The sequence below is a fragment of the Psychroserpens sp. AS72 genome (assembly GCF_038900375.1).
GTDB lineage: Bacteria > Bacteroidota > Bacteroidia > Flavobacteriales > Flavobacteriaceae > Psychroserpens.
Genome location: NZ_JBBMRC010000012.1, coordinates 72,061 through 90,872 on the forward strand (window position 1 = coordinate 72,061; position 18,812 = coordinate 90,872).

Below are 18,812 nucleotides of genomic sequence, written 5' to 3' on the forward strand. Positions count from 1 at the left end.
ATGATTATAAATGTTTACATTTGTGAGTCAACAATTAAAATTTTTAAAATGAAATTAAAACAAATATTAGTACTAACTATTATTACTGCTTTTATGTTCTCATGTGGAGAAGATAAAAAGGATACAACAACAGCATCTGAAAAAGTAGAAATTAATAAAGATTTTGACTATAATGTTGAGCAATTTGCAGACATTAAAGTATTACGTTACCAAATTCCAGGATGGGAGAATTTGACTTTAAAAGAACAAAAATTAGTGTACTATTTAACACAAGCTGGATTATCTGGACGTGATATAATGTGGAACATGAATTACAGACATAATTTAAAGATTAGAAAAGCTTTAGAAAGTGTCTACGCTAATTATGATGGAGATAAAAATGCTGATGATTGGAAAGCTTTTGAAGTCTATTTAAAACGTGTTTGGTTTTCTAATGGTATTCATCATCATTATTCAAATGATAAAATTAAGCCTGAATTTTCTTCAGAATATCTTAAAGATTTACTCGCTAAAACAAATAAAACTTTAGAAGGCGAAGCGTTTGATGTTATTTTTAATGATAAGGATGCTAAGAAAGTGAATCTAACTAAAGATGTTGATAATGTATTATTGTCTGCTGTTAACTTTTATGGACCAGATGTAACAAGTGCTGATGTAGAAAATTTCTATAAAAAGAAAGTATCTCCTAACCCAGAGAAACCATTATCATATGGTTTAAACTCACAATTGGTAAAAGTTGATGGAGTGTTAACAGAACGTGTTTATAAATCTGGCGGATTATACGGAAGCGCAATTGATGAAATCGTAAAATGGCTAGAGCTTGCAAAAGGTGTTGCAGAAAATAAAGCACAAGGCGATGCACTTGGTTTATTAATTCAATATTATAAAACTGGAGACTTACAAACTTGGGATGATTATAACGTAGCTTGGACAGCTGCAACGGATGGAAATATCGATTACATCAATAGTTTTATTGAAGTGTATAACGATCCAGCAGGTTATAGAGGTTCTTATGAAGGTATTGTACAAATCAAAGATTTTGACATGTCTGAGAAGATGTCTGTTTTATCTGAAAACGCACAGTGGTTTGAAGATAATTCTCCTTTAATGGATGCGCATAAAAAAGATAGTGTTGTGGGTGTTACATACAAAGTTGTAAACGTAGCAGGAGAAGCAGGAGATGCTTCACCAAGTACACCAATTGGTGTTAACTTGCCAAATGCAAACTGGATTCGTGCAGCTGTAGGAAGTAAATCTGTGTCTTTAGGAAACATTATTAATGCATATAATAATGCTGGTAGTACAGGACGTTTAAAAGAGTTTGTTCATGATGATGAAGAATATGAACTTGAAGAAAAGTATGGTCAAATAGCAGATAAGTTACATACAGCGTTACATGAAGTTATTGGTCATGCCTCTGGACAATTAAATCCAGGTGTTGGAGAAACAAAAGAAACACTTAAAAAATACGCCTCTACTTTAGAAGAAGGTCGTGCAGATTTAGTTGGATTGTACTATTTATATAACCCTAAATTACAAGAGTTAGGATTGGTTGACGACTGGAAATCTGTTGGAAAAGCTGCTTATGATGGTTACATTAGAAACGGATTAATGACTCAATTAATTAGATTAAACCTAGGTGATGATGTTGAAGAAGCACACATGGTGAATAGACAATGGGTTTCGGCTTGGGCTTTTGAAAAAGGAAAAGCAGACAATGTAATTGAGAAGGTAACTAGAGATGGAAAAACGTATTTCAATATTAATGACTACGAAAAATTACATGAGTTATTTGGTCAATTATTAAGAGAAACACAACGTATCAAATCTGAAGGTGATTATAAAGCTGTTGAAGATTTAGTTGAAGGTTATGGAGTAAAAGTAGACCAAGCCATTCATGCTGAAGTTTTAGAACGTAATAAGCAATTTACATCTGCACCATATAGTGGTTTTGTAAATCCAGTTCTTGTTGCAGAGAAAAATGATAAAGGTGAGATTACTAAAGTAAAAGTAAAGCAACCAAATACATTTGAAGGACAAATGATGAGATATAGTAAGGATTATGGTTTTCTTCCTACGGAAAATTAAAAACTTCACAAATAGTTAAATAAAAAGGATGTAATGAGAATTACATCCTTTTTTTATTGACACTAAACTTCAATAAGATTAGATTAATAGCGATTAACGTTAGTATAGAATAAATGATAATCATGGTTGTTATTTATCAATCATCGTTGAATTTGAGGTTTGTCATCATTAAACACTATAAATTGAATAAAAAAATCCCCAAAAAGGGTGTTTTTATATCGTATCATCGTTTGGTTTATAAAAAACTAAACCCAATTCCGAAGTTAAAATTAGGAATACCTGAAGTCTCAATTCCAGGGATTTCTGGGATGTCTTCAGAAGTGGTTTGGGAGCCATCATTATTTGTGACTACAATAAACTCTGGGATATCACCAAAGCCATATCCTACTTCAATTCTAAAGTAGAATGTGCGTCCAAGTTTTGCTCCTAACTTTAGGTTTATTGTGTTAAACTCAATTTTTCCTGTTCCGTCTTCAACAGAACCATTATCAAATTCTGTTTCTGTAAAAGTACCTTCTCCATCAAATGAAAAATATGATAAACCACCATATAATCCTTTGCCTTTTTTGTTGAAATAGATATTTGTACCTATCTCAAAATTATTGTAATTAATGGATGTTTCGTCTACGGTTTTAGATAAAGACATCCAATCTACTGCCAAAGCAACTCTATTACCTAAAAGAGGTGTTACATACTCTGCATTTGCAGTAATAATGTTTGGTACACCAATTTTGACACCTATTCTTAGTGGTTTAATACTTTTTGTAGAGTCGTCGTCATCTTGTGCAAATAAAGGTTGTGAAAAGATGAGCAATATGCAACACAGCCAAGCGAAATTTGTGTTTTTTGATTTCATAAATTATAGTTTAGTATATGTATCTGTATAAACGTCACCACCATCAGAATCTTTTAGAGTAAGCGTTGTATTGTTAAGCGTTAAAATTTCCGAAGTATAAGTTTCGTTATTTAAGGATAATGAAATATTATTACCGTTGATGGTATAATTAATGGTTTCAGACCCTGTGTCTTCACAGTTAACGCCTTCAAAATAAGCGAATGTTACTTGACTAGTAGTAAATGTTGCAGTATCCATAAGATCGCAGTCGCTAAGCGTGTCTGCTTCACCATTTGTTGTGCCAGATGTATAACGCCAAGATCCTATAATCTTTGTTTGATTGTCTCCAGTTGTATCACCAGAACTGTCGTCATCACTACTACATGCAAAAGTTGTAATTATGATAAAAGCAATAATACATACATTTTTAATTGATTTCATAAGTATAAGTTTTATTGAATTAATAGATGTACAATGTATGAAAGCACTTTGTTCAAAAAAATCCCCAATAGAGGGGATTTTTAAAATAGATGGTTGTTAAAAATAAATACTCCCTATGAATTAATAGCAAATCCAACTATAGTTAATAAACATCTAACTAACATTTACTGTTTAATGATTTTTTTTGTGATTTGCTTTTCTTCCGAAGAAAGATTTAAAATATAGAGTCCGCTTGATAAACTACTTAAATCTATTGTTGTTAAAGTTGTATTGAAGGTTTGCTCTAGTACTATTTTGCCATTAACATCTATTAGTGATACTGCAACATTATCTTGTATTCCGAAATCTAGAGTTAACCAATTTGTAACCGGATTAGGGTAGGTCTTAATTTCATAAATAGCTTGGTTTTGAATAGATAATGAGCTATCTACAGTTAATACTATATCTGGTCTTTCAATAACTAAATCTGCTACGATAGTATTAGTAATTTCACAATGATAAATACCACTATCGCTTTCTTGTGTATTTAATAAGGTTAATGAATTAGATATAGCTCCAGGAATTGTAACATCATCTTTAAACCATTGATATTCATTGTTCATGGCTGTGTTTTGAGTTGTTCTATTTATATTTTCATCTTGTATTGTAAGTGTGATATCTTGTTCTGTTCCTATCTCAATGGTTTCTGGTGTATCTGGTGTATATTGAGGAGAATAGTAAAAGTTAACATAATTATTTGCTTGTATAAACGGTTCTAAGTCACTAAAGTCAAAATTGTTATAAGTCACAAATATAGTTGCGTTAGCAGCGTTAAAAGGTAAGGTTCCTTCAAATTTATTATTGTCAAGAAATATACTTGTTAGGTTAGTTAGATTACTAAAACTACTTGGAAGTACGCCTTCAAAATTATTAGAATATAGGTTAAGATCGGTTAGGTTAGATAAATTACTAATATCTGATGCAATAGTTCCTGTAAAATTATTTACTGAAAGCGTTAACTTTTCCAAGTTATATAGGTTGTATAAATTTGCTGGTAAATCTCCAGTTAACAAATTAGAATCTAAACTTAAAGTTTGTAATTGATCAAAATCGTCTATGTTAGTTGGTAATGTTCCAGATAGGTTGTTGTTATACAAATTAAGACCAATGACTTTGTTATTTTCATTTGTAAGGACACCTTCCCATGAATAAAGCGATTTTGTAGTGTCTAGCCAGTTGATTGAAGAGGTCCAATTGTTACCATCTGTGTCATTATAAAAACTAACCAAGGCAGCATAATCTGGACTTAAAACTGGGTCAACAAATGTTGTATTTAGTTTTGATATTTTATGATCTGTTTGCTGAGCCAAGAAAATATCATTACCATCTATTAAAATATCCCATATTGTAGTAACTGGTGAGATTAGTAATTCTGGAGTAGCATTTTCATCTATGAGATCTAATTTATTTAAATAGTTGCTACAATAGTATAAATCATCACCATCTATTTTAACCTCTAATACACCAGGAGCAGCAATTACATCAATTAGAGTTGGGTTAGTTTGAGTAATATCAATTTTTGAAACACCATTGTTACCTCGAGCCATATATAAATCATTACCATGGATGTCAATATCATTTACAAAACTACTTAAACCCGTTATTAGTGTCTCAATAGTAGGATTTGTTTGTGTGTAATCAAAACGAACAATTCCACTATTATCAAAGGCTCTTACACTTACATACATGAAGTTATCTTTAATAGCAATACCAAATGCTGAAGATATATTAGCAATAGGTATTATTGTAGGATTAGGACTAGTGATATCTACTTTTGAAATTGTTGAATTACTTGACGTAAAATATAAATCGTTGCCATTGAGTAAAAATTTTGTTGGAAAACTAATATTGTTTAAATATTCTTCTGCTACAGGATTTGTAGCCGTCATATCGATTTTAAAAATTTGTTGAGATCCAATTGCTCCAACAAACATTGTTGTTTCATTTTTTGCTATACCTACAGGATTTACAATATCTGTAATATAGTCCGAGATTTGGGCAGTCATACTAATTGTACAACAAAAACTTAATAATAGTAATACTCGTTTCATAATGATCTGATTTTTAATTAACAGTGTTTCAAATATACAGCACCTAATCCAATGAGAAAATACTCAATTTGTGTAATTTTGATGTGATTTTTTATCTTTCAGTTTTTCAGAATTTTTGATAATTCCTCAAATAGACCAGAAAAATCTTCATTATTATCACTAATAAAAGTTTCTAATTCTTCTAGTTTTAATTTATACGGATTTATCTCAGTTACTTTTACACTAATTTCTGTAATTCCGTTTGGTAGAAAAACATCAGAAAATTGATTTTTGATTAGTTTTAAATTTTCATCTTGAGAAGATTCTCTTAAATCTACTGGAACGATAAGTGACGAAGATGCTATTTCTGTTTTAGTGATAGTATTGTTGTCTCCAGCTTTAGCATAAAAAGCTTTAATCTCAATAAGAAGATTTAAAAATGGTGCTTTAGGTTTTACTATAGCCTTAGAATAGTTAAAATCTAATTTAGAAATTTTGAAAACTATGAATTTTTTGTTTTGTACGAATTCAGGAACTAATTCTAAAGTCATAGCATTAGTTGCTTTAGATTTATTTTTAAGAAAGACATTTCTTTTAAATACTAATGATTCTATTTCATAGGTATCTGAAGATTGTTGAAGCGCATTTCTAGCATCATATGTAGCAGAAAATTTTTTCTTTCTTTTTTTTAAGTATTGAGTTATGTAATCTGGTATTTTAGCAACTTTATCAACTAAAAAAGTTGTTAAGTCTTTAGTTTCAAATATGTTAACTTTTGAGGTTAAAACCTTTTGTTTGATTTCAAGCGTTGTGATATCTGAATACATTTTCACAACTTTTACTTTATTTCCTTCAATTTTATAGTTTTTAAATTGAGCGTTACATTCTATAGATAGGAGAGCGATAAATACAAAAATAAGTTGTCTCATGATAATTTATGGTATTGATTAATATCTCAAATATTATATAAATAGTTAAGCAATAAAATACCCAATATTAGGTAAATCTAAAACTTATACTTCTTCTCTAAAGCATAGCGCATCAGTTCGCCTTTTCCACTCAAACCTAAAATACGAGCCATATTTTTACGATGCGTATCTACAGTATGAACTCCTATAAAAAGGTCATCGGCAATTTCGCGTGAGGTTTTTCCCAATCCAATAAGTTCTAGGATTTCTATTTGTCGTTTAGTCAGTATGCCTTTGGTTTTAGTTGAGTTTTCTGTATTAATAACATTGGTATTTATATTGGCATCAAAATAAGTTTCTCCATTTGATACAGTTCTAATAGCACTTAAAACTTCAGCAAGTGATGAGTTTTTTAGGATGTATCCAGTTGCTCCAGCATCTAGCATTTGTTGAATAGCATCTGTTTGATCAAACATAGAAAATGCTAAGACTTTAATTTTCGGATTTAATTTTATGATGCGTTTAGTCGCTTCAATACCATTCATTTTAGGCATTCTAATATCTGTTAGAATTACTGTTGGATGTTTTTTTTCTACAATGTCTAGTAATTCTTCACCATCATTTGCTGTACCAACAATAGTGATGTCGTCTTCATATTCTAGCAATAATTTTATGCCATCAATAAGTGATTGATGGTCTTCTGCTATAGCTAATCGTATCATATTGGTATATCTATTATTATCGTTGTACCTTGATTTTTATTAGATTCTATGGTCATAGTACCATTGAGATGTTCTACACGTTTATCTATACTACTTATTCCCATGCCTTTATTTGTTTTGGTGACTTGGCTAGGATTAAACCCTTTTCCGTTATCTTCAACCATAATATTCAAACTGTCTTCATGGTTTGTGATATGAATGGTAACTTCTGTGGCATTGGCATGTTTAATGACATTTGTTATTAGTTCTTGTATTATTCTGAAAATGGTTAGTTCTAAACTATTTTCTAATCTGTTTTCTAATCCATGATCTATTACGTCAATCGTAATTTTATTTAATGCTGAAATTTTAAAAGCCATTTCATTTATAGCTTTTAAAAGTCCTTGTTTAGCAATAACACCAGAGTTTTTTGCGTGTGCAACAGTTCTTACTTTATTATAAGCTTCATCGATAAGGTCATTGGTTTTTGAATACAGTTCTGGAGTTTGTTTCTCTTTTAAGGCATTAAAGTGCAATTTTACCGTTGCCATCAATCCGCCTAAATCATCATGTAAATCGTTAGCAATTCGCTGTCGTTCTTTTTCTTGACCTTCAATCATGGCATCTATAGCATTAAGCTCTTGATCCTTGAGAACAGTAGCTAATTTTTGGGTTTCTAGTTCTTTATCACGTTCGGCTAGAACTTGTTTGCGTTTTGTGTTTTTGAAGAGGAGGAAGGCTATTATAAATCCTAAAACAAGACTTCCGCCTAAACCTATTGCTATATTTTGACTCTGTTTTCTTTTGGCTTCGCTGCTGAGGTTTTTTACTTTTAGTTGCTCATTTTCATACCTTTCTTCAATGTCAGCAATACTAGAGTTTTGTTCCTTTAGGTTTATTATATTTTTTATGGAATCGTACTTGTATAAATAGTCATAAGCGCTTTCCCATTCTCCCATGTAATAGTATGTAGCGTCTATATTTGAGTACAATATTTTTTTGCTTTTTCTATTAAATTTTGGTAATTCTAATTCTTCTGCTTTACTGTAATATTTTAAAGCAGTATTAAACTCTTTTTTTCTCCTATATGCATTCCCTAAGTTATTATATAAATTAAACTCAATATTAAAATTTTTATAGTTCAGAGTATCTAAGAAGTAATAACGTAAAGCTTCATTATATTGATAAATTGCAGAATCTTGATTTTTTATCTTACTGGAATATAGCGAACCTAAATTGAGGTAAGTATTTATAGTCATACTAGAGCTATCAATTTCTTTAGCTATTAATAATGTTTTATTGTAGTAAATCTTGGCAGAATCAATGTTGCCTTTTTTAGAATGATTTATACCAACATTGGTGTAATATGGAGCTAACCATTTTTTAGAATTTGTGACTTTTGCATAATCTAGAACTTCTTGAAGATATTTGTTTTTATCAACTTGAATGTTATTTTGACTATCTAATAGCAAATAGATTTCTAAGTTCGTTTTAGTCACATTCTCATTTGCTTTTATTTTTTTAAATAATTTTAAAGCGTTTTGATAATAAACGAGTGCAGAATCTTCCTTATTTAAATTTTCATAAGATTTTCCAATAATATAATTCGCGTGACCTTGAATTTCAACATCGTTAAAAATTAATTTTTTAGAGTCGTTTAGTGAAATTATTGAGCGATAATCTTCATCATTAAATAAGGAGTCTAATTGAGAGAATGATGCATTATTATGCTCTTGTCCATAACTATAGATGGACAAGAGAAATAAAATTAAATATTTAGATTTTTTAACCACCTACAATGATATCGCCTCCATCTTCGTTAGGTTTTGTAATATCTTTTATCTTTATACATCCATTAGTTAAAATGGTATTCAAACTTGTGTAATCACCATTTAAATTAACAATACTGTTTTTGTAGGAGCTTATAAAATCTGGAAATTCTAGATCAGAGCACTTAATTACAATTACGATAAGTTTATTATCCTCTTTTAATCTATTTGTATTTAATGAATTGATTTTACTTATTAAGATTTTTTCATTTATAAAATGATATGGTAGTTGCTGAGAAGTGCACCCTTCACTGTTGTTATCAACTCTTATTAAAATAGCATTACACTTTGAAGAAGATATGTCTACAGGTGGTTCAGCTACACTCAAATTTCTATCTGTCACTGGAATACAAACATCAATTGTATTTGCTTTAGTTGAAAATCCACCTTTAACTTGATACTTTTTTAATGATGATTTTGCTAAACTATTATCATTAGACTTACTATTTTCTTGATTAGAAATACATATCTCTAATTTTTCTTTTAAATCTTTATTTTCTTTCTCACATTCACTACAATCATTACATCCAAAAAATGTAAATAGTAATATTGCAAAACAACTTAGTTTTAAAATTTTTGACTTCATAACGGGTTGGTTTAATTAGTTAACATTACAAAGATGCAAAGCAGGAACACATCAAAACATACCTAATACAAGGTATATTGAATGAATAAGTTACATAAAATTTTAACAGATTATAGAAAACTCTGTCAAATAGTTAGAATTTCCGAAGAAAAGAAAAGGTAAAGTAATTAAACAAAAATGAACTTAATAGCAGCAATCATGAGGATAAAACCAATAAAAGCAATCAACACCCAAACACTGCCTCTGTAATACTTTCTATGAAGTTTAAAGTCTTTTTTGTAAGCAAAAAATATGATTACAGCAAAAACCAATGCGAATAAAACTCCGAAAATCAATTGACCATTACTAAACATATCATTATTTTTATGCGAAATTACGAAACTAAACAACAAAATTTCCGTTTTAACGGAAATGAAAATATATTTTAATGAAGAAAAAAATAGAAGCAGTAAAAGCATTCCATACAGCATTTAAAATTGGTCATCGCGAAACACCTAAAGCAGATTTAGGGATTGATAAAAACATGTTGCGTTATAAATTAATGCGTGAAGAAAATGAAGAATATTTAGAAGCAGCAAATGATAACGATTTGGTTGAAGTTGCTGATGCCTTAGGCGATATGCTTTATATCCTCTGCGGAACAATTATTGAACACGGTTTACAACACAAAATTGAAGAAGTTTTTGACGAAATTCAACGTAGTAATATGAGTAAACTGGGAGAGGATGGCGAGCCTATTTATAGAGAAGATGGTAAAGTTCTAAAAGGACCAAACTATTTTAAACCTCATATCAAATCGATATTAGAATCATAAAAAAAAAGAGCCAATTGGCTCTTTTTTATGTTTTTACTTTATTTCGTATCTCCAACCGTTTTTATCGTCTGCGAGATTATGTTGAATACTCAACATTTTATTTTTTAGAATACTAGAGTAGGAGTGGTCTCCAATTTCTGGCAATTCATAATAGGTGTCTTTGTATTCAAAACCTTCTATAGGACTAATTACAGCTGCAGTTCCTGCTCCAAATATTTCTTTAAGCGTTCCGTTTTTTGAAGCTTCTACAATTTCAGTAACTTTAATAGGTCTAACTTCACAATTAATATTATTGTCTTTTGCTAACTGAATTAAACTCTTACGCGTAACACCATCTAAAATACGATCACTAATTGGTGCAGTAATCAATGTATCATTAATTCTGAAAAACACATTCATTGTACCTGCTTCTTCTAAAAAGGTATGCGTATCAGCATCTGTCCAAATGACTTGTTGGTATCCTTTTTTCTGTGCTAAACTTGTTGGGTAAAATTGTGCAGCATAATTACCAGCAGCTTTAGCAAAGCCAACGCCTCCATTTGCAGAGCGACTAAACTCTTCAGCAATGAGAACTTTTACAGTACCTTTATAATACGCTTTTGCTGGAGAACAAATAATCATAAATCTGTAACTGTCTGAAGGTGCAGCAGCAATTGCAGAATCTATAGCAATCGCAAAAGGTCTTATATATAAAGAATTACCAACACCAGGTTGAATCCATTCTTTATCTAAATTTAAGAGTGTTGTTAAACCTTCAAAAAAGTAATTCTCAGGAAACTCAGGCATTGCCAATCTCGCACATGATTTATTAATACGATTGAAATTTTCTTTTGGTCTAAATAAAAAGACACCTCCATCGTAATCTTTATAAGCTTTCATACCTTCAAAAACTGCTTGACCATAATGAAATACACGAGCAGAAGGATCCATTGACATCGCTTGATAAGGTATGATTTTAGGCTGTTGCCATTCACCATTTACATAATCACAAATAAACATGTGGTCTGTAAATGTTCTTCCAAAGTTTAAATTATCAAAGTCAACATCTTTAATCTTAGATGTTTTAGCTTTCTCTATGTGTAAATTACTAGTATATTTATTTGACATTTTGTTGTGTTATTTTGTTTTGCAAAAGTACACATTTAGCATGATTTTTTTTAAATTAAATTTTCTAAAAAAATCCGTAACTTTGATATCTTAAAATTAAAAATAAATAAATTAAAATGAAACATATTTTAACAGTAGTATTTACAGTTCTTTTATTGGTATCATGTAAAGAAGAGAAAAAAGTTGATAGTGATCTTGCAACAGCAGAAACTGAAGCACAAACAGAACTTCAAGATGTCAAATATGTATCATTTGGTAAAAAGATTATAGCATCAGATGCGCTCACAGCAGAACGAATGGCTGTTCATTATTCAAATATGAAAGTTGGAGATACAATTGACGCAAAAATGATGGCTAAGGTTGATGAGGTTTGTCAAGCAAAAGGTTGCTGGATGAAATTAGACTTGCCAAATGGAGAACAAGTGATGGTGAAATTTAAAGACTATGGTTTTTTTATGCCTAAAGATATCTCAGGAAAAGATGTGATTATTAATGGTAAAGCTTATGTGAATGAAGTGCCTGTTGATGAGCAACGTCATTATGCAGAAGATGGAGGAGCAACTGCAGAGGAAATTGCAAAAATCACTGAACCTAAAAAAACATTGTCTTTTGAAGCAGATGGTGTACTTTTAAAAGAAGACTAATGAAAGTTTTATTTGGATGCTTGGTCGCGTTTTTATTTTTTAGCTGTAATTCTTCGGAAAAAGTTGAAAGCAAAGTCATCATAACAGATGGTTCCAAAACGTATGATGTATACCAACCATCTGAAATGTCATCACTCATGAAAGGCATGTATGCCTATAACATGCAGTTAAAAGCAGATATTGAAGCTGGAAAAGAATTAACTGGTGAATTTCCAGAAGAGTTCTTAGATATTCATTCGGCAGTGTTGTCAGAGACTAAGTTGCGAAATGAAAATTTTAAGCACTATTCAGCTAAATTTATTGAAGCACAACGAGATATTTTTTCTCAAGACACGCTAATGTCTGTAGAAGATCGTTACAATAACTCCATCAATATGTGTTTATCATGTCACAAAACAGAATGCACAGGACCAATCCCAAAAATCAAAAAATTATTGATTAAATAAATAATGTGCAACGAAAAATAATTACCACAGCAGATGGCTCAAAGACCATTCAAATAGAAGATTGGAATGAGCAATACCATTCTGTTCATGGTGCCATACAAGAAGCAAATCATGTGTATATAAAACATGGTTTGCTTTTTTTTTCTTCGGAAATGTTAGCACAACAAACATCTGAAATTTCCATATTAGAAATTGGTTTTGGTACAGGTTTGAATGCATTACTTACTCAATTAAAGGCAGAGGAATTAAACCTAAAAGTCAATTATGTTGGCGTAGAAGCTTATCCTATTTCTTCGGAAGAATTAGAACAACTAAACTATGCTGTTGAGTTGAAAGTGCCTTCAGATAAATTAAACCAACTTCATAGTTGCTCTTGGGAAGAAGAGCATAAAATTTCCGAAGCATTTAAACTTAAAAAGCAACAGCAGTTTTTTAAAGATATTTCAGCAGAAAACAAATTCGATGTTATTTATTTTGATGCTTTTGGTGCACGAGTACAACCAGAGCTCTGGACCGAAGACATTTTTAAAATTATGTACAAAGCGCTAAAACCAAATGGAGTGCTCACAACCTATGCTGCCATTGGTAAAGTTCGTCGCACTTTAATCGCTTTAGGTTTTGTAGTAGAACGTCTAGAAGGTCCTCCAGGAAAACGTCATATGCTGAGAGCTGTCAAACGTTAAACCCTTACTAAACTTCTAAAAACTAGCAGAAGGATTCATTAACTTTGTTAGACTATGAAAACAGTCTTAATTACAGGTGCAACAGGTTTAATTGGTAAAGAAATTGTAAAGGTTTTACATGAACAAAACATCAATGTTCATTACCTCACTACGTCAAAAAATAAACTTAATTCTCAAGAAAATTATAAGGGATTTTACTGGAATCCTGATGCAAATGAAATAGATGCATCTTGTTTTGAAGGAGTATCATCTGTTATTAATCTAGTTGGAGCAACCATTTCTAAACGCTGGACAGAAAGCTATAAAAAAGAAATAATTACTAGTAGAACTCAAACAGCTCAGTTATTATTTGATACGATTACATCTCATGATTTTCCTATAAAACAAATTGTATCTGCTAGTGCAATTGGGATATATCCAGATTCTTTAACAAAATACTATGATGAGGAAGATAAAGAAAAATCTGATTCTTTTTTAGGGCAAGTTGTAAAACAATGGGAAGCAGCAGTTAATCAATTTTCAACTATTGGAATAAAAGTTGCTAAAATTAGAATTGGCTTGGTGCTTTCAAAAAATGGAGGTGCATTACCAGAAATGGCTAAGCCAATTCGTTTTGGAGCAGGTGCACCATTTGGAAGTGGAGATCAATGGCAATCTTGGATTCATGTTAAAGATTTAGCACGTTTGTTTGTGTTTGCAGTTACAAATAATTTGGAAGGTGTTTATAATGGAGTGGCTCCAAATCCTGTTTCTAACACAGAGCTTACCAAAACAGTTGCTAAAATACTTCATAAACCACTTATACTGCCAAATATTCCAGAATTTGCAATGAAACTCGTTTTAGGAGAGATGCATATTTTGTTGTTTGAAAGTCAGCGTGTTTGCGGCTCAAAAATTGAAAAGTCTGGTTTTAACTTTGAATACCATCATTTAGAACCTGCGTTATTAGAGATCTTTAGTTAAAATTCTATTTCTCTTTTTTTCTTATTAATTCTGAACCTTATTTTAACTTGAAAAGGAATAGTTGAAATAAATTTGTGATATTTAAAAATGTAAAGTATATTTGTCATAAAGTAAAAATAATTTTACTTAATATAAAATATACTTGTCAATAATGAATTCTGAAAAAATTATTAATTGTGAGCGTAAACAGTTTAGTAAGTTTATTAATTTTAGATTGTCACATCGTTTTATGTCTATAGGTATTGCTATTGTTTTGCTTTCAATAGCTGGAATGTTTGTTAGAGCTTTTGCAATGGAAGGTGAAACCGAATGGTTAAAACAGTTGCTTCAAAAAACAATGTTAGTTGGTATGCTAATTATGTCAATATCTAAAGATAAAATTGAAGATGAAATGACTATAAGTTTAAGAGCACAATCGTATGCTATTGCTTTTGTTGTTGGAGTTATTTATGCTTTAGTAATGCCTTATGTAGAGTTTGGAGTTTCTAATATTGTTCACTCTGGAGGAGAAGCGTTTAAAGATTTAGGTGATTTTCAAGTGCTGTTATTCATGTTAATGATTCAACTTATGTTTTATCACAACTTAAAACGTTACAGATAATGGAAAATACAATAAAAGTAGAACGTGCCATTTTAAGTTTAACGCAAGGGGATTTAGCAGAAAAAATTGGAGTGTCACGTCAAACGATAAATTCCATTGAAGCTAATAGATATGTGCCATCGACGGTTTTGGCACTTAAACTTTCCGAAGTATTTGGAAAACCAGTAAATGACTTTTTTAAACTATCAAATGATGATTAGATTAACTTTTTTTATTGTGTTGTTAATAGTGCAACTTATTTTAATAATTCTATGAAAGAAGTCATGCCATTAGTTGCAGTATCTGTAATTACTGTAATGCGATCTGTACTTCCAATTGCAGGTTTTGGATCAATAAAATAAACAGGTATTTCACTTGGTACATAGTTCATTAAACCTGCAGCAGGATAGACTTGCATTGATGTGCCAATAATTAATAGAATATCTGCTGTTTGGCAAATATCTATAGATTTGTCAATCATTGGTACATCTTCACCAAACCAAACAATATGTGGTCGTAGTTGATGACCTTTTTCGCAAACGTCACCTAAATTTAAATCGCCTGTCCAGGATATTATATCCTGTTCGTTTTTTGTGCTTTTCACTTTTAGTAATTCGCCATGTAAATGAATGACATTACTACTGCCTGCACGTTCATGTAAATCATCTACATTTTGTGTGATAATGGTAACATCAAAATCATTTTCTAATGCTGCTAAATCTAAATGTGCTTTATTCGGTTTTACGTCGTGTAATTGTTGACGTCTCTGATTATAAAAATCTAAAACAAGTTCTGGGTTATTAGCAAAACCTTGAGGAGTTGCGACTTCCATAACATCATGACCTTCCCAAAGACCATCAGCATCCCTAAAAGTTTTTATTCCGCTTTCGGCACTAATTCCTGCTCCAGTTAATACAACTAGGTGTTTCATTTATTTCGTTTTTTTCCAGTCGGCGAAGTGTTTAGATTTAGAATATCCATCAAACATATTCTCACCAAATTCATCTTCTTCTTCAATGTATTCTATAAGATCTTCTTTTTCGAAACCTTCTGTGAGTAACCTATCTAAATATTTGGTAGAACCTTCGTAATTTTTCATCATCACTAAAGTACATAAGTAGCCAGATTGACCTTCAAAAAAATCTGGATAATTATCAATTGTATAAGTATATAAGTTGAGTGCTAAATCATAATTTTTATCTTCAAATGCAATACCGGCTTTGAAAAAATTTAAAAAATCATCTTCGGTTTCATTTTGGAGCTGGTTTACAACTTGGATTGCTTCATAATATTCTTCTTTATAAATGTAATAATCTACTTTGTTAAGCGCTATTGTTTGATCGTCAGGAAATGTATTTATCAAGTCTTCTAATGATTCTAAATACTTTGATTCATCTATTTGCGCAGCAATTAGTGTTTTAAATATGAGCAGGAATTTTTCTTTAGAAAGTTCAGATTTGAAGCCATCCATAATTTTATAAGCCTTCTCATAATTACCGTTTTTATTGTAAATAAAAGCTTTATAAAGATCTTTAGTTTCTGGATTTTTTATTTGACTTTCTACGACAGAATTTTTAGGCACTGTATACTGCATAAGTCTTCCAATAGTACTGGTAAAATGTTCTCCAGTCAAATAAATATACATATCTGAGAATTGGATCTCTCCATCATTTTTAACAAGTCTATAATCATGATAATTCATTCCTGTTTCCGAAGAATACAATCTAAACAAGGCATAATAGGTTTGAGATTCGGTATCATAACGATAGTTGATGAAATCATAATACGCACCATTTTCAACATCTGAAATAATTTCATTTGGGAAAGACTTTAGTGCATTGTTCATTCCTATTAAAAAGCCTTTGATATAACTGTCTTCACGATCTAATTTAGAATAATCACTAAGTACACGATCAAAGAATTTGTCTTTATTTAGTTTAGTAATAAAAGAATCTCCATCACTTTCATGAATAATGGTTTCTATCATTTGGCCAAACTCTATTACTTTTTGGGAGTTGTCTTCACTAAAAGATATCGTGTCTTTTAATTTTTTGTTTAGATTATCTTGCGCATATATATTTAGATTAACGATCCCAAATAATAAAAAAAGAAATGGTAGGTTTTTTAGTGTCATATAGATTATTTATTTTCATAAATATAAATATTTTTAATGATTGATATTAATTTATTAGAACATCTTGAAAGTTATCTCACAGCACATCGCAAAGAACGGTTCGCTAAAATATTATCGCAACGCACTAAACATTTTACGGTAGCTACCGAAGATGTATATCAATTGCACAATACGAGTGCTGTGATGCGTAGTTGTGATGTGTTTGGCATACAAGAGTTGCATATTATTGAAGAGCAAAACTCTAAAGATATAGATCGTGAGATTGCAATGGGAGCACAGAAGTGGGTCGATTTAAATCGGTATCATTCAGTTAAAAAGGCGCTCAAAGATCTAAAACATCAAGGGTATCAAATTGTTGCAACCACACCACACGAAAATGATAATGTTTTATCAGAATTTGATGTCACCAAAAAATCGTGTTTTTTCTTCGGAAGAGAAACTGAGGGTTTATCTCAAGAAGTCATCAATGAAGCAGATTGCTTTTTAAAAATACCCATGGTTGGTTTTACTGAAAGTTTAAATATTTCAGTATCTGCTGCAATTATTCTTCAGGATGTGACTGCCAAATTAAAGGCGAGTGATGTGGTTTGGCAACTTTCCGAAGAGGAACAACTAGAAAAACGTTTAGATTGGTGTAAGAAAACGATAAAGAGTTATGAGCAAGTGATTGAACGTTTTTATGAGTCTAAATAATGTTGTATTTTTAAAAGGCATGTTTGCATTTAATAATAAATACTAAAATTATGAAGCATAATATGGTAAGTTGGTTTGAGATTCCTGTAAATGATATGGATAGAGCAAAAGCGTTTTATGAAGCCGTTTTTGAAATTAAAATTGATATTCAAGATTTTGGAGGTACACTTATGGGTTGGTTTCCATTTGAGGAGAATAAACCAGGAGCAGCAGGGACTTTAATTAAGCAAGACAGTTATGTGCCAAGCCAAGAAGGAACTTTAGTCTATTTTAATTGTGATGATGTTGCCAATGAAATTAGTAGAGTAGAAGCTGCAGGAGGAAACGTGATACAATCAAAAACCGAAATCTCACCAGAACATGGTTGTATGGGAGTTTTTATAGATACAGAAGGAAATAGAGTAGCGTTACACTCAAACAAATAAAGATACGTTTAGTCTTAGAAACGACCAGATTTATTTCTATTTAGAATCTTGTATTCTTCATAACATTCGCTAATAGCATCCAACATTTGAAGATCGTTTGCAGAATTTATAAAAGCTGCTGAATAGTTACATTGGTTCACAATTTCATCCAAATCAAATTTATCAACTTGTAATAAAACAGTCAACATTTCTCTATCAAAACGAGATGCAAGAAGATTTCTAATCTCGTCATCTTCTTTCATTTTTTTAAGCTTACGTAATTCGTTAGGCTTTTTTCCGAAGATATTATGTAAAAAATCTGCAGGATTAAAAATAGCACCTAAAACTTTACTTACTGCATTAGGTCTTCTGTTTCCAGCTTCATAACCACTATTTAAACCAGAAATACTATATCTATGATTTGATACAATTGGGACTTGCTTGACATCAATTTCTAAATAACCAGTTAATTTTAATTGGTTGACAACAACTTCTTCTAAAGCTAAAGCAGACTCTACCATGCCTATTTTAGTGTCTCCAAATTTCAACCAATCATTAGTTACTCTTACTTTAATAGACTTGTAGCCTAAGTACGATAAATGTAAGGTATCATTAAGTTGTGCTTTAATTTCAAAATTACCTTCCTCATTTGAAGAGGTACCAATCACTTGGTTAAGGTTAACAATGTTTACACGATCAATTGGTGTATCTGTAGTTAAGTCTATAATAGTTCCTTTAACAGTAGTTTCTGAGTCTTGGGCAAAGCCAAAACTAGTTATAGAAATAAATAAAAAAAGGGTTATGATGTGTTTCATGTCATTATTTGATATGATAAAAGTAATAAACAAATTGCATACCACTGTGGTAGTGGTCGTAAATTTGACTAA

At 30.8% G+C, this 18,812-nt stretch carries 21 protein-coding genes; 10 read left to right on the plus strand and 11 right to left on the minus strand.

Annotated features, from left to right (window positions below; translation table 11 throughout):
• Nucleotides 1-48: 48 nt before the first annotated feature.
• On the plus strand, nucleotides 49-2,088 hold the full coding sequence (locus tag WNY78_RS16840; protein ID WP_342874387.1) for a dihydrofolate reductase: 2,040 nt from the start codon (nucleotides 49-51) through the stop codon (nucleotides 2,086-2,088).
• 235 nt (nucleotides 2,089-2,323) lie between these two features.
• Here WNY78_RS16840 and WNY78_RS16845 read toward each other — a convergent pair whose 3' ends face one another.
• The 7 genes from WNY78_RS16845 to WNY78_RS16875 form a co-directional block, all read right to left on the minus strand.
• Nucleotides 2,324-2,944 (minus strand): hypothetical protein, encoded by a 621-nt coding sequence (locus WNY78_RS16845; protein ID WP_342874388.1) that lies wholly within the window; start codon nucleotides 2,942-2,944, stop codon nucleotides 2,324-2,326.
• Nucleotides 2,945-2,947: 3 nt separating this feature from the next.
• Nucleotides 2,948-3,364: a lipocalin family protein gene (locus WNY78_RS16850; protein WP_342874389.1), complete on the minus strand. Its 417-nt coding sequence runs from the start codon at nucleotides 3,362-3,364 to the stop codon at nucleotides 2,948-2,950.
• Between the two features lie 164 nt (nucleotides 3,365-3,528).
• Nucleotides 3,529-5,454, minus strand: a complete 1,926-nt coding sequence (locus WNY78_RS16855) for a T9SS type A sorting domain-containing protein (protein WP_342874390.1) — start codon at nucleotides 5,452-5,454, stop codon at nucleotides 3,529-3,531.
• Between the two features lie 98 nt (nucleotides 5,455-5,552).
• A complete protein-coding gene (locus tag WNY78_RS16860; protein ID WP_342874391.1) occupies nucleotides 5,553-6,362 on the minus strand; it encodes a hypothetical protein in 810 nt (269 codons plus the stop codon).
• A gap of 77 nt (nucleotides 6,363-6,439) precedes the next feature.
• Complete coding sequence (locus tag WNY78_RS16865) at nucleotides 6,440-7,063, minus strand: response regulator transcription factor (protein WP_342874392.1); 624 nt, start codon at nucleotides 7,061-7,063, stop codon at nucleotides 6,440-6,442.
• Entirely contained in the window at nucleotides 7,060-8,799 is a 1,740-nt protein-coding gene (locus WNY78_RS16870; RefSeq protein WP_342874393.1) for an ATP-binding protein, read from the minus strand. The genes WNY78_RS16865 and WNY78_RS16870 overlap by 4 nt, the downstream gene beginning before the upstream one ends.
• Nucleotides 8,800-8,827: 28 nt before the next feature.
• Entirely contained in the window at nucleotides 8,828-9,457 is a 630-nt protein-coding gene (locus WNY78_RS16875) for a hypothetical protein (RefSeq protein ID WP_342874394.1), read from the minus strand.
• 427 nt (nucleotides 9,458-9,884) lie between these two features.
• Here WNY78_RS16875 and WNY78_RS16880 point away from each other — a divergent pair, with 427 nt between their 5' ends.
• Nucleotides 9,885-10,271: a nucleoside triphosphate pyrophosphohydrolase family protein gene (locus WNY78_RS16880; protein WP_342874395.1), complete on the plus strand. Its 387-nt coding sequence runs from the start codon at nucleotides 9,885-9,887 to the stop codon at nucleotides 10,269-10,271.
• 33 nt (nucleotides 10,272-10,304) lie between these two features.
• Here WNY78_RS16880 and WNY78_RS16885 read toward each other — a convergent pair whose 3' ends face one another.
• Nucleotides 10,305-11,378, minus strand: coding sequence for a branched-chain amino acid aminotransferase (locus WNY78_RS16885; RefSeq protein WP_342874396.1), 1,074 nt, complete (start codon nucleotides 11,376-11,378; stop codon nucleotides 10,305-10,307).
• Between the two features lie 116 nt (nucleotides 11,379-11,494).
• On the opposite strand from WNY78_RS16885, the gene WNY78_RS16890 reads away from it, so the two are divergent.
• The 6 genes from WNY78_RS16890 (at nucleotide 11,495) to WNY78_RS16915 (ending at nucleotide 14,915) form a co-directional block, all read left to right on the plus strand.
• Nucleotides 11,495-12,022, plus strand: coding sequence for a DUF4920 domain-containing protein (locus WNY78_RS16890; RefSeq protein ID WP_342874397.1), 528 nt, complete (start codon nucleotides 11,495-11,497; stop codon nucleotides 12,020-12,022).
• Complete coding sequence (locus tag WNY78_RS16895) at nucleotides 12,022-12,468, plus strand: hypothetical protein (protein WP_342874398.1); 447 nt, start codon at nucleotides 12,022-12,024, stop codon at nucleotides 12,466-12,468. The genes WNY78_RS16890 and WNY78_RS16895 overlap by 1 nt, the downstream gene beginning before the upstream one ends.
• Before the next feature lie 5 nt (nucleotides 12,469-12,473).
• Nucleotides 12,474-13,151: a tRNA (5-methylaminomethyl-2-thiouridine)(34)-methyltransferase MnmD gene (gene mnmD, locus WNY78_RS16900; RefSeq protein WP_342874399.1), complete on the plus strand. Its 678-nt coding sequence runs from the start codon at nucleotides 12,474-12,476 to the stop codon at nucleotides 13,149-13,151.
• 54 nt (nucleotides 13,152-13,205) lie between these two features.
• Complete coding sequence (locus tag WNY78_RS16905) at nucleotides 13,206-14,114, plus strand: TIGR01777 family oxidoreductase (protein WP_342874400.1); 909 nt, start codon at nucleotides 13,206-13,208, stop codon at nucleotides 14,112-14,114.
• Between the two features lie 151 nt (nucleotides 14,115-14,265).
• Entirely contained in the window at nucleotides 14,266-14,715 is a 450-nt protein-coding gene (locus tag WNY78_RS16910; RefSeq protein WP_342874401.1) for a hypothetical protein, read from the plus strand.
• A complete protein-coding gene (locus WNY78_RS16915) occupies nucleotides 14,715-14,915 on the plus strand; it encodes a helix-turn-helix transcriptional regulator (protein ID WP_342874402.1) in 201 nt (66 codons plus the stop codon). Before WNY78_RS16910 ends, WNY78_RS16915 begins: the two co-directional genes overlap by 1 nt.
• A 35-nt stretch (nucleotides 14,916-14,950) precedes the next feature.
• Here WNY78_RS16915 and WNY78_RS16920 read toward each other — a convergent pair whose 3' ends face one another.
• Nucleotides 14,951-15,625 carry an NAD-dependent deacylase gene (locus WNY78_RS16920; protein ID WP_342874403.1) on the minus strand — a complete coding sequence of 225 codons (675 nt, stop codon included), beginning with the start codon at nucleotides 15,623-15,625 and terminating at the stop codon, nucleotides 14,951-14,953.
• Nucleotides 15,626-16,828 (minus strand): hypothetical protein, encoded by a 1,203-nt coding sequence (locus WNY78_RS16925; RefSeq protein WP_342874404.1) that lies wholly within the window; start codon nucleotides 16,826-16,828, stop codon nucleotides 15,626-15,628.
• 36 nt (nucleotides 16,829-16,864) lie between these two features.
• Between WNY78_RS16925 and WNY78_RS16930 the strand changes: the two genes are divergently transcribed.
• Both WNY78_RS16930 and WNY78_RS16935 read left to right on the plus strand, forming a co-directional pair.
• Nucleotides 16,865-17,521, plus strand: a complete 657-nt coding sequence (locus WNY78_RS16930; RefSeq protein ID WP_342874405.1) for an RNA methyltransferase — start codon at nucleotides 16,865-16,867, stop codon at nucleotides 17,519-17,521.
• A gap of 50 nt (nucleotides 17,522-17,571) precedes the next feature.
• A complete protein-coding gene (locus WNY78_RS16935) occupies nucleotides 17,572-17,946 on the plus strand; it encodes a VOC family protein (RefSeq protein ID WP_342874406.1) in 375 nt (124 codons plus the stop codon).
• Nucleotides 17,947-17,960: 14 nt separating this feature from the next.
• On the opposite strand, the gene WNY78_RS16940 is transcribed toward WNY78_RS16935, so the two are convergent.
• Nucleotides 17,961-18,740 (minus strand): carboxypeptidase-like regulatory domain-containing protein, encoded by a 780-nt coding sequence (locus WNY78_RS16940; RefSeq protein WP_342874407.1) that lies wholly within the window; start codon nucleotides 18,738-18,740, stop codon nucleotides 17,961-17,963.
• Nucleotides 18,741-18,812: the final 72 nt, after the last annotated feature.

Bases quoted from the DNA above. Each gene is read 5' to 3' on its own strand.
- WNY78_RS16840 (WP_342874387.1), top strand. From the start codon at position 49: ATGAAATTAAAACAAATATTAGTACTAACTATTATTACTGCTTTTATG.
- WNY78_RS16845 (WP_342874388.1), bottom strand. From the start codon at position 2,944: ATGAAATCAAAAAACACAAATTTCGCTTGGCTGTGTTGCATATTGCTC.
- WNY78_RS16850 (WP_342874389.1), bottom strand. From the start codon at position 3,364: ATGAAATCAATTAAAAATGTATGTATTATTGCTTTTATCATAATTACA.
- WNY78_RS16855 (WP_342874390.1), bottom strand. From the start codon at position 5,454: ATGAAACGAGTATTACTATTATTAAGTTTTTGTTGTACAATTAGTATG.
- WNY78_RS16860 (WP_342874391.1), bottom strand. From the start codon at position 6,362: ATGAGACAACTTATTTTTGTATTTATCGCTCTCCTATCTATAGAATGT.
- WNY78_RS16865 (WP_342874392.1), bottom strand. From the start codon at position 7,063: ATGATACGATTAGCTATAGCAGAAGACCATCAATCACTTATTGATGGC.
- WNY78_RS16875 (WP_342874394.1), bottom strand. From the start codon at position 9,457: ATGAAGTCAAAAATTTTAAAACTAAGTTGTTTTGCAATATTACTATTT.
- WNY78_RS16880 (WP_342874395.1), top strand. From the start codon at position 9,885: ATGAAGAAAAAAATAGAAGCAGTAAAAGCATTCCATACAGCATTTAAA.
- WNY78_RS16885 (WP_342874396.1), bottom strand. From the start codon at position 11,378: ATGTCAAATAAATATACTAGTAATTTACACATAGAGAAAGCTAAAACA.
- WNY78_RS16890 (WP_342874397.1), top strand. From the start codon at position 11,495: ATGAAACATATTTTAACAGTAGTATTTACAGTTCTTTTATTGGTATCA.
- WNY78_RS16895 (WP_342874398.1), top strand. From the start codon at position 12,022: ATGAAAGTTTTATTTGGATGCTTGGTCGCGTTTTTATTTTTTAGCTGT.
- WNY78_RS16905 (WP_342874400.1), top strand. From the start codon at position 13,206: ATGAAAACAGTCTTAATTACAGGTGCAACAGGTTTAATTGGTAAAGAA.
- WNY78_RS16910 (WP_342874401.1), top strand. From the start codon at position 14,266: ATGAATTCTGAAAAAATTATTAATTGTGAGCGTAAACAGTTTAGTAAG.
- WNY78_RS16915 (WP_342874402.1), top strand. From the start codon at position 14,715: ATGGAAAATACAATAAAAGTAGAACGTGCCATTTTAAGTTTAACGCAA.
- WNY78_RS16920 (WP_342874403.1), bottom strand. From the start codon at position 15,625: ATGAAACACCTAGTTGTATTAACTGGAGCAGGAATTAGTGCCGAAAGC.
- WNY78_RS16925 (WP_342874404.1), bottom strand. From the start codon at position 16,828: ATGACACTAAAAAACCTACCATTTCTTTTTTTATTATTTGGGATCGTT.
- WNY78_RS16930 (WP_342874405.1), top strand. From the start codon at position 16,865: ATGATTGATATTAATTTATTAGAACATCTTGAAAGTTATCTCACAGCA.
- WNY78_RS16935 (WP_342874406.1), top strand. From the start codon at position 17,572: ATGAAGCATAATATGGTAAGTTGGTTTGAGATTCCTGTAAATGATATG.
- WNY78_RS16940 (WP_342874407.1), bottom strand. From the start codon at position 18,740: ATGAAACACATCATAACCCTTTTTTTATTTATTTCTATAACTAGTTTT.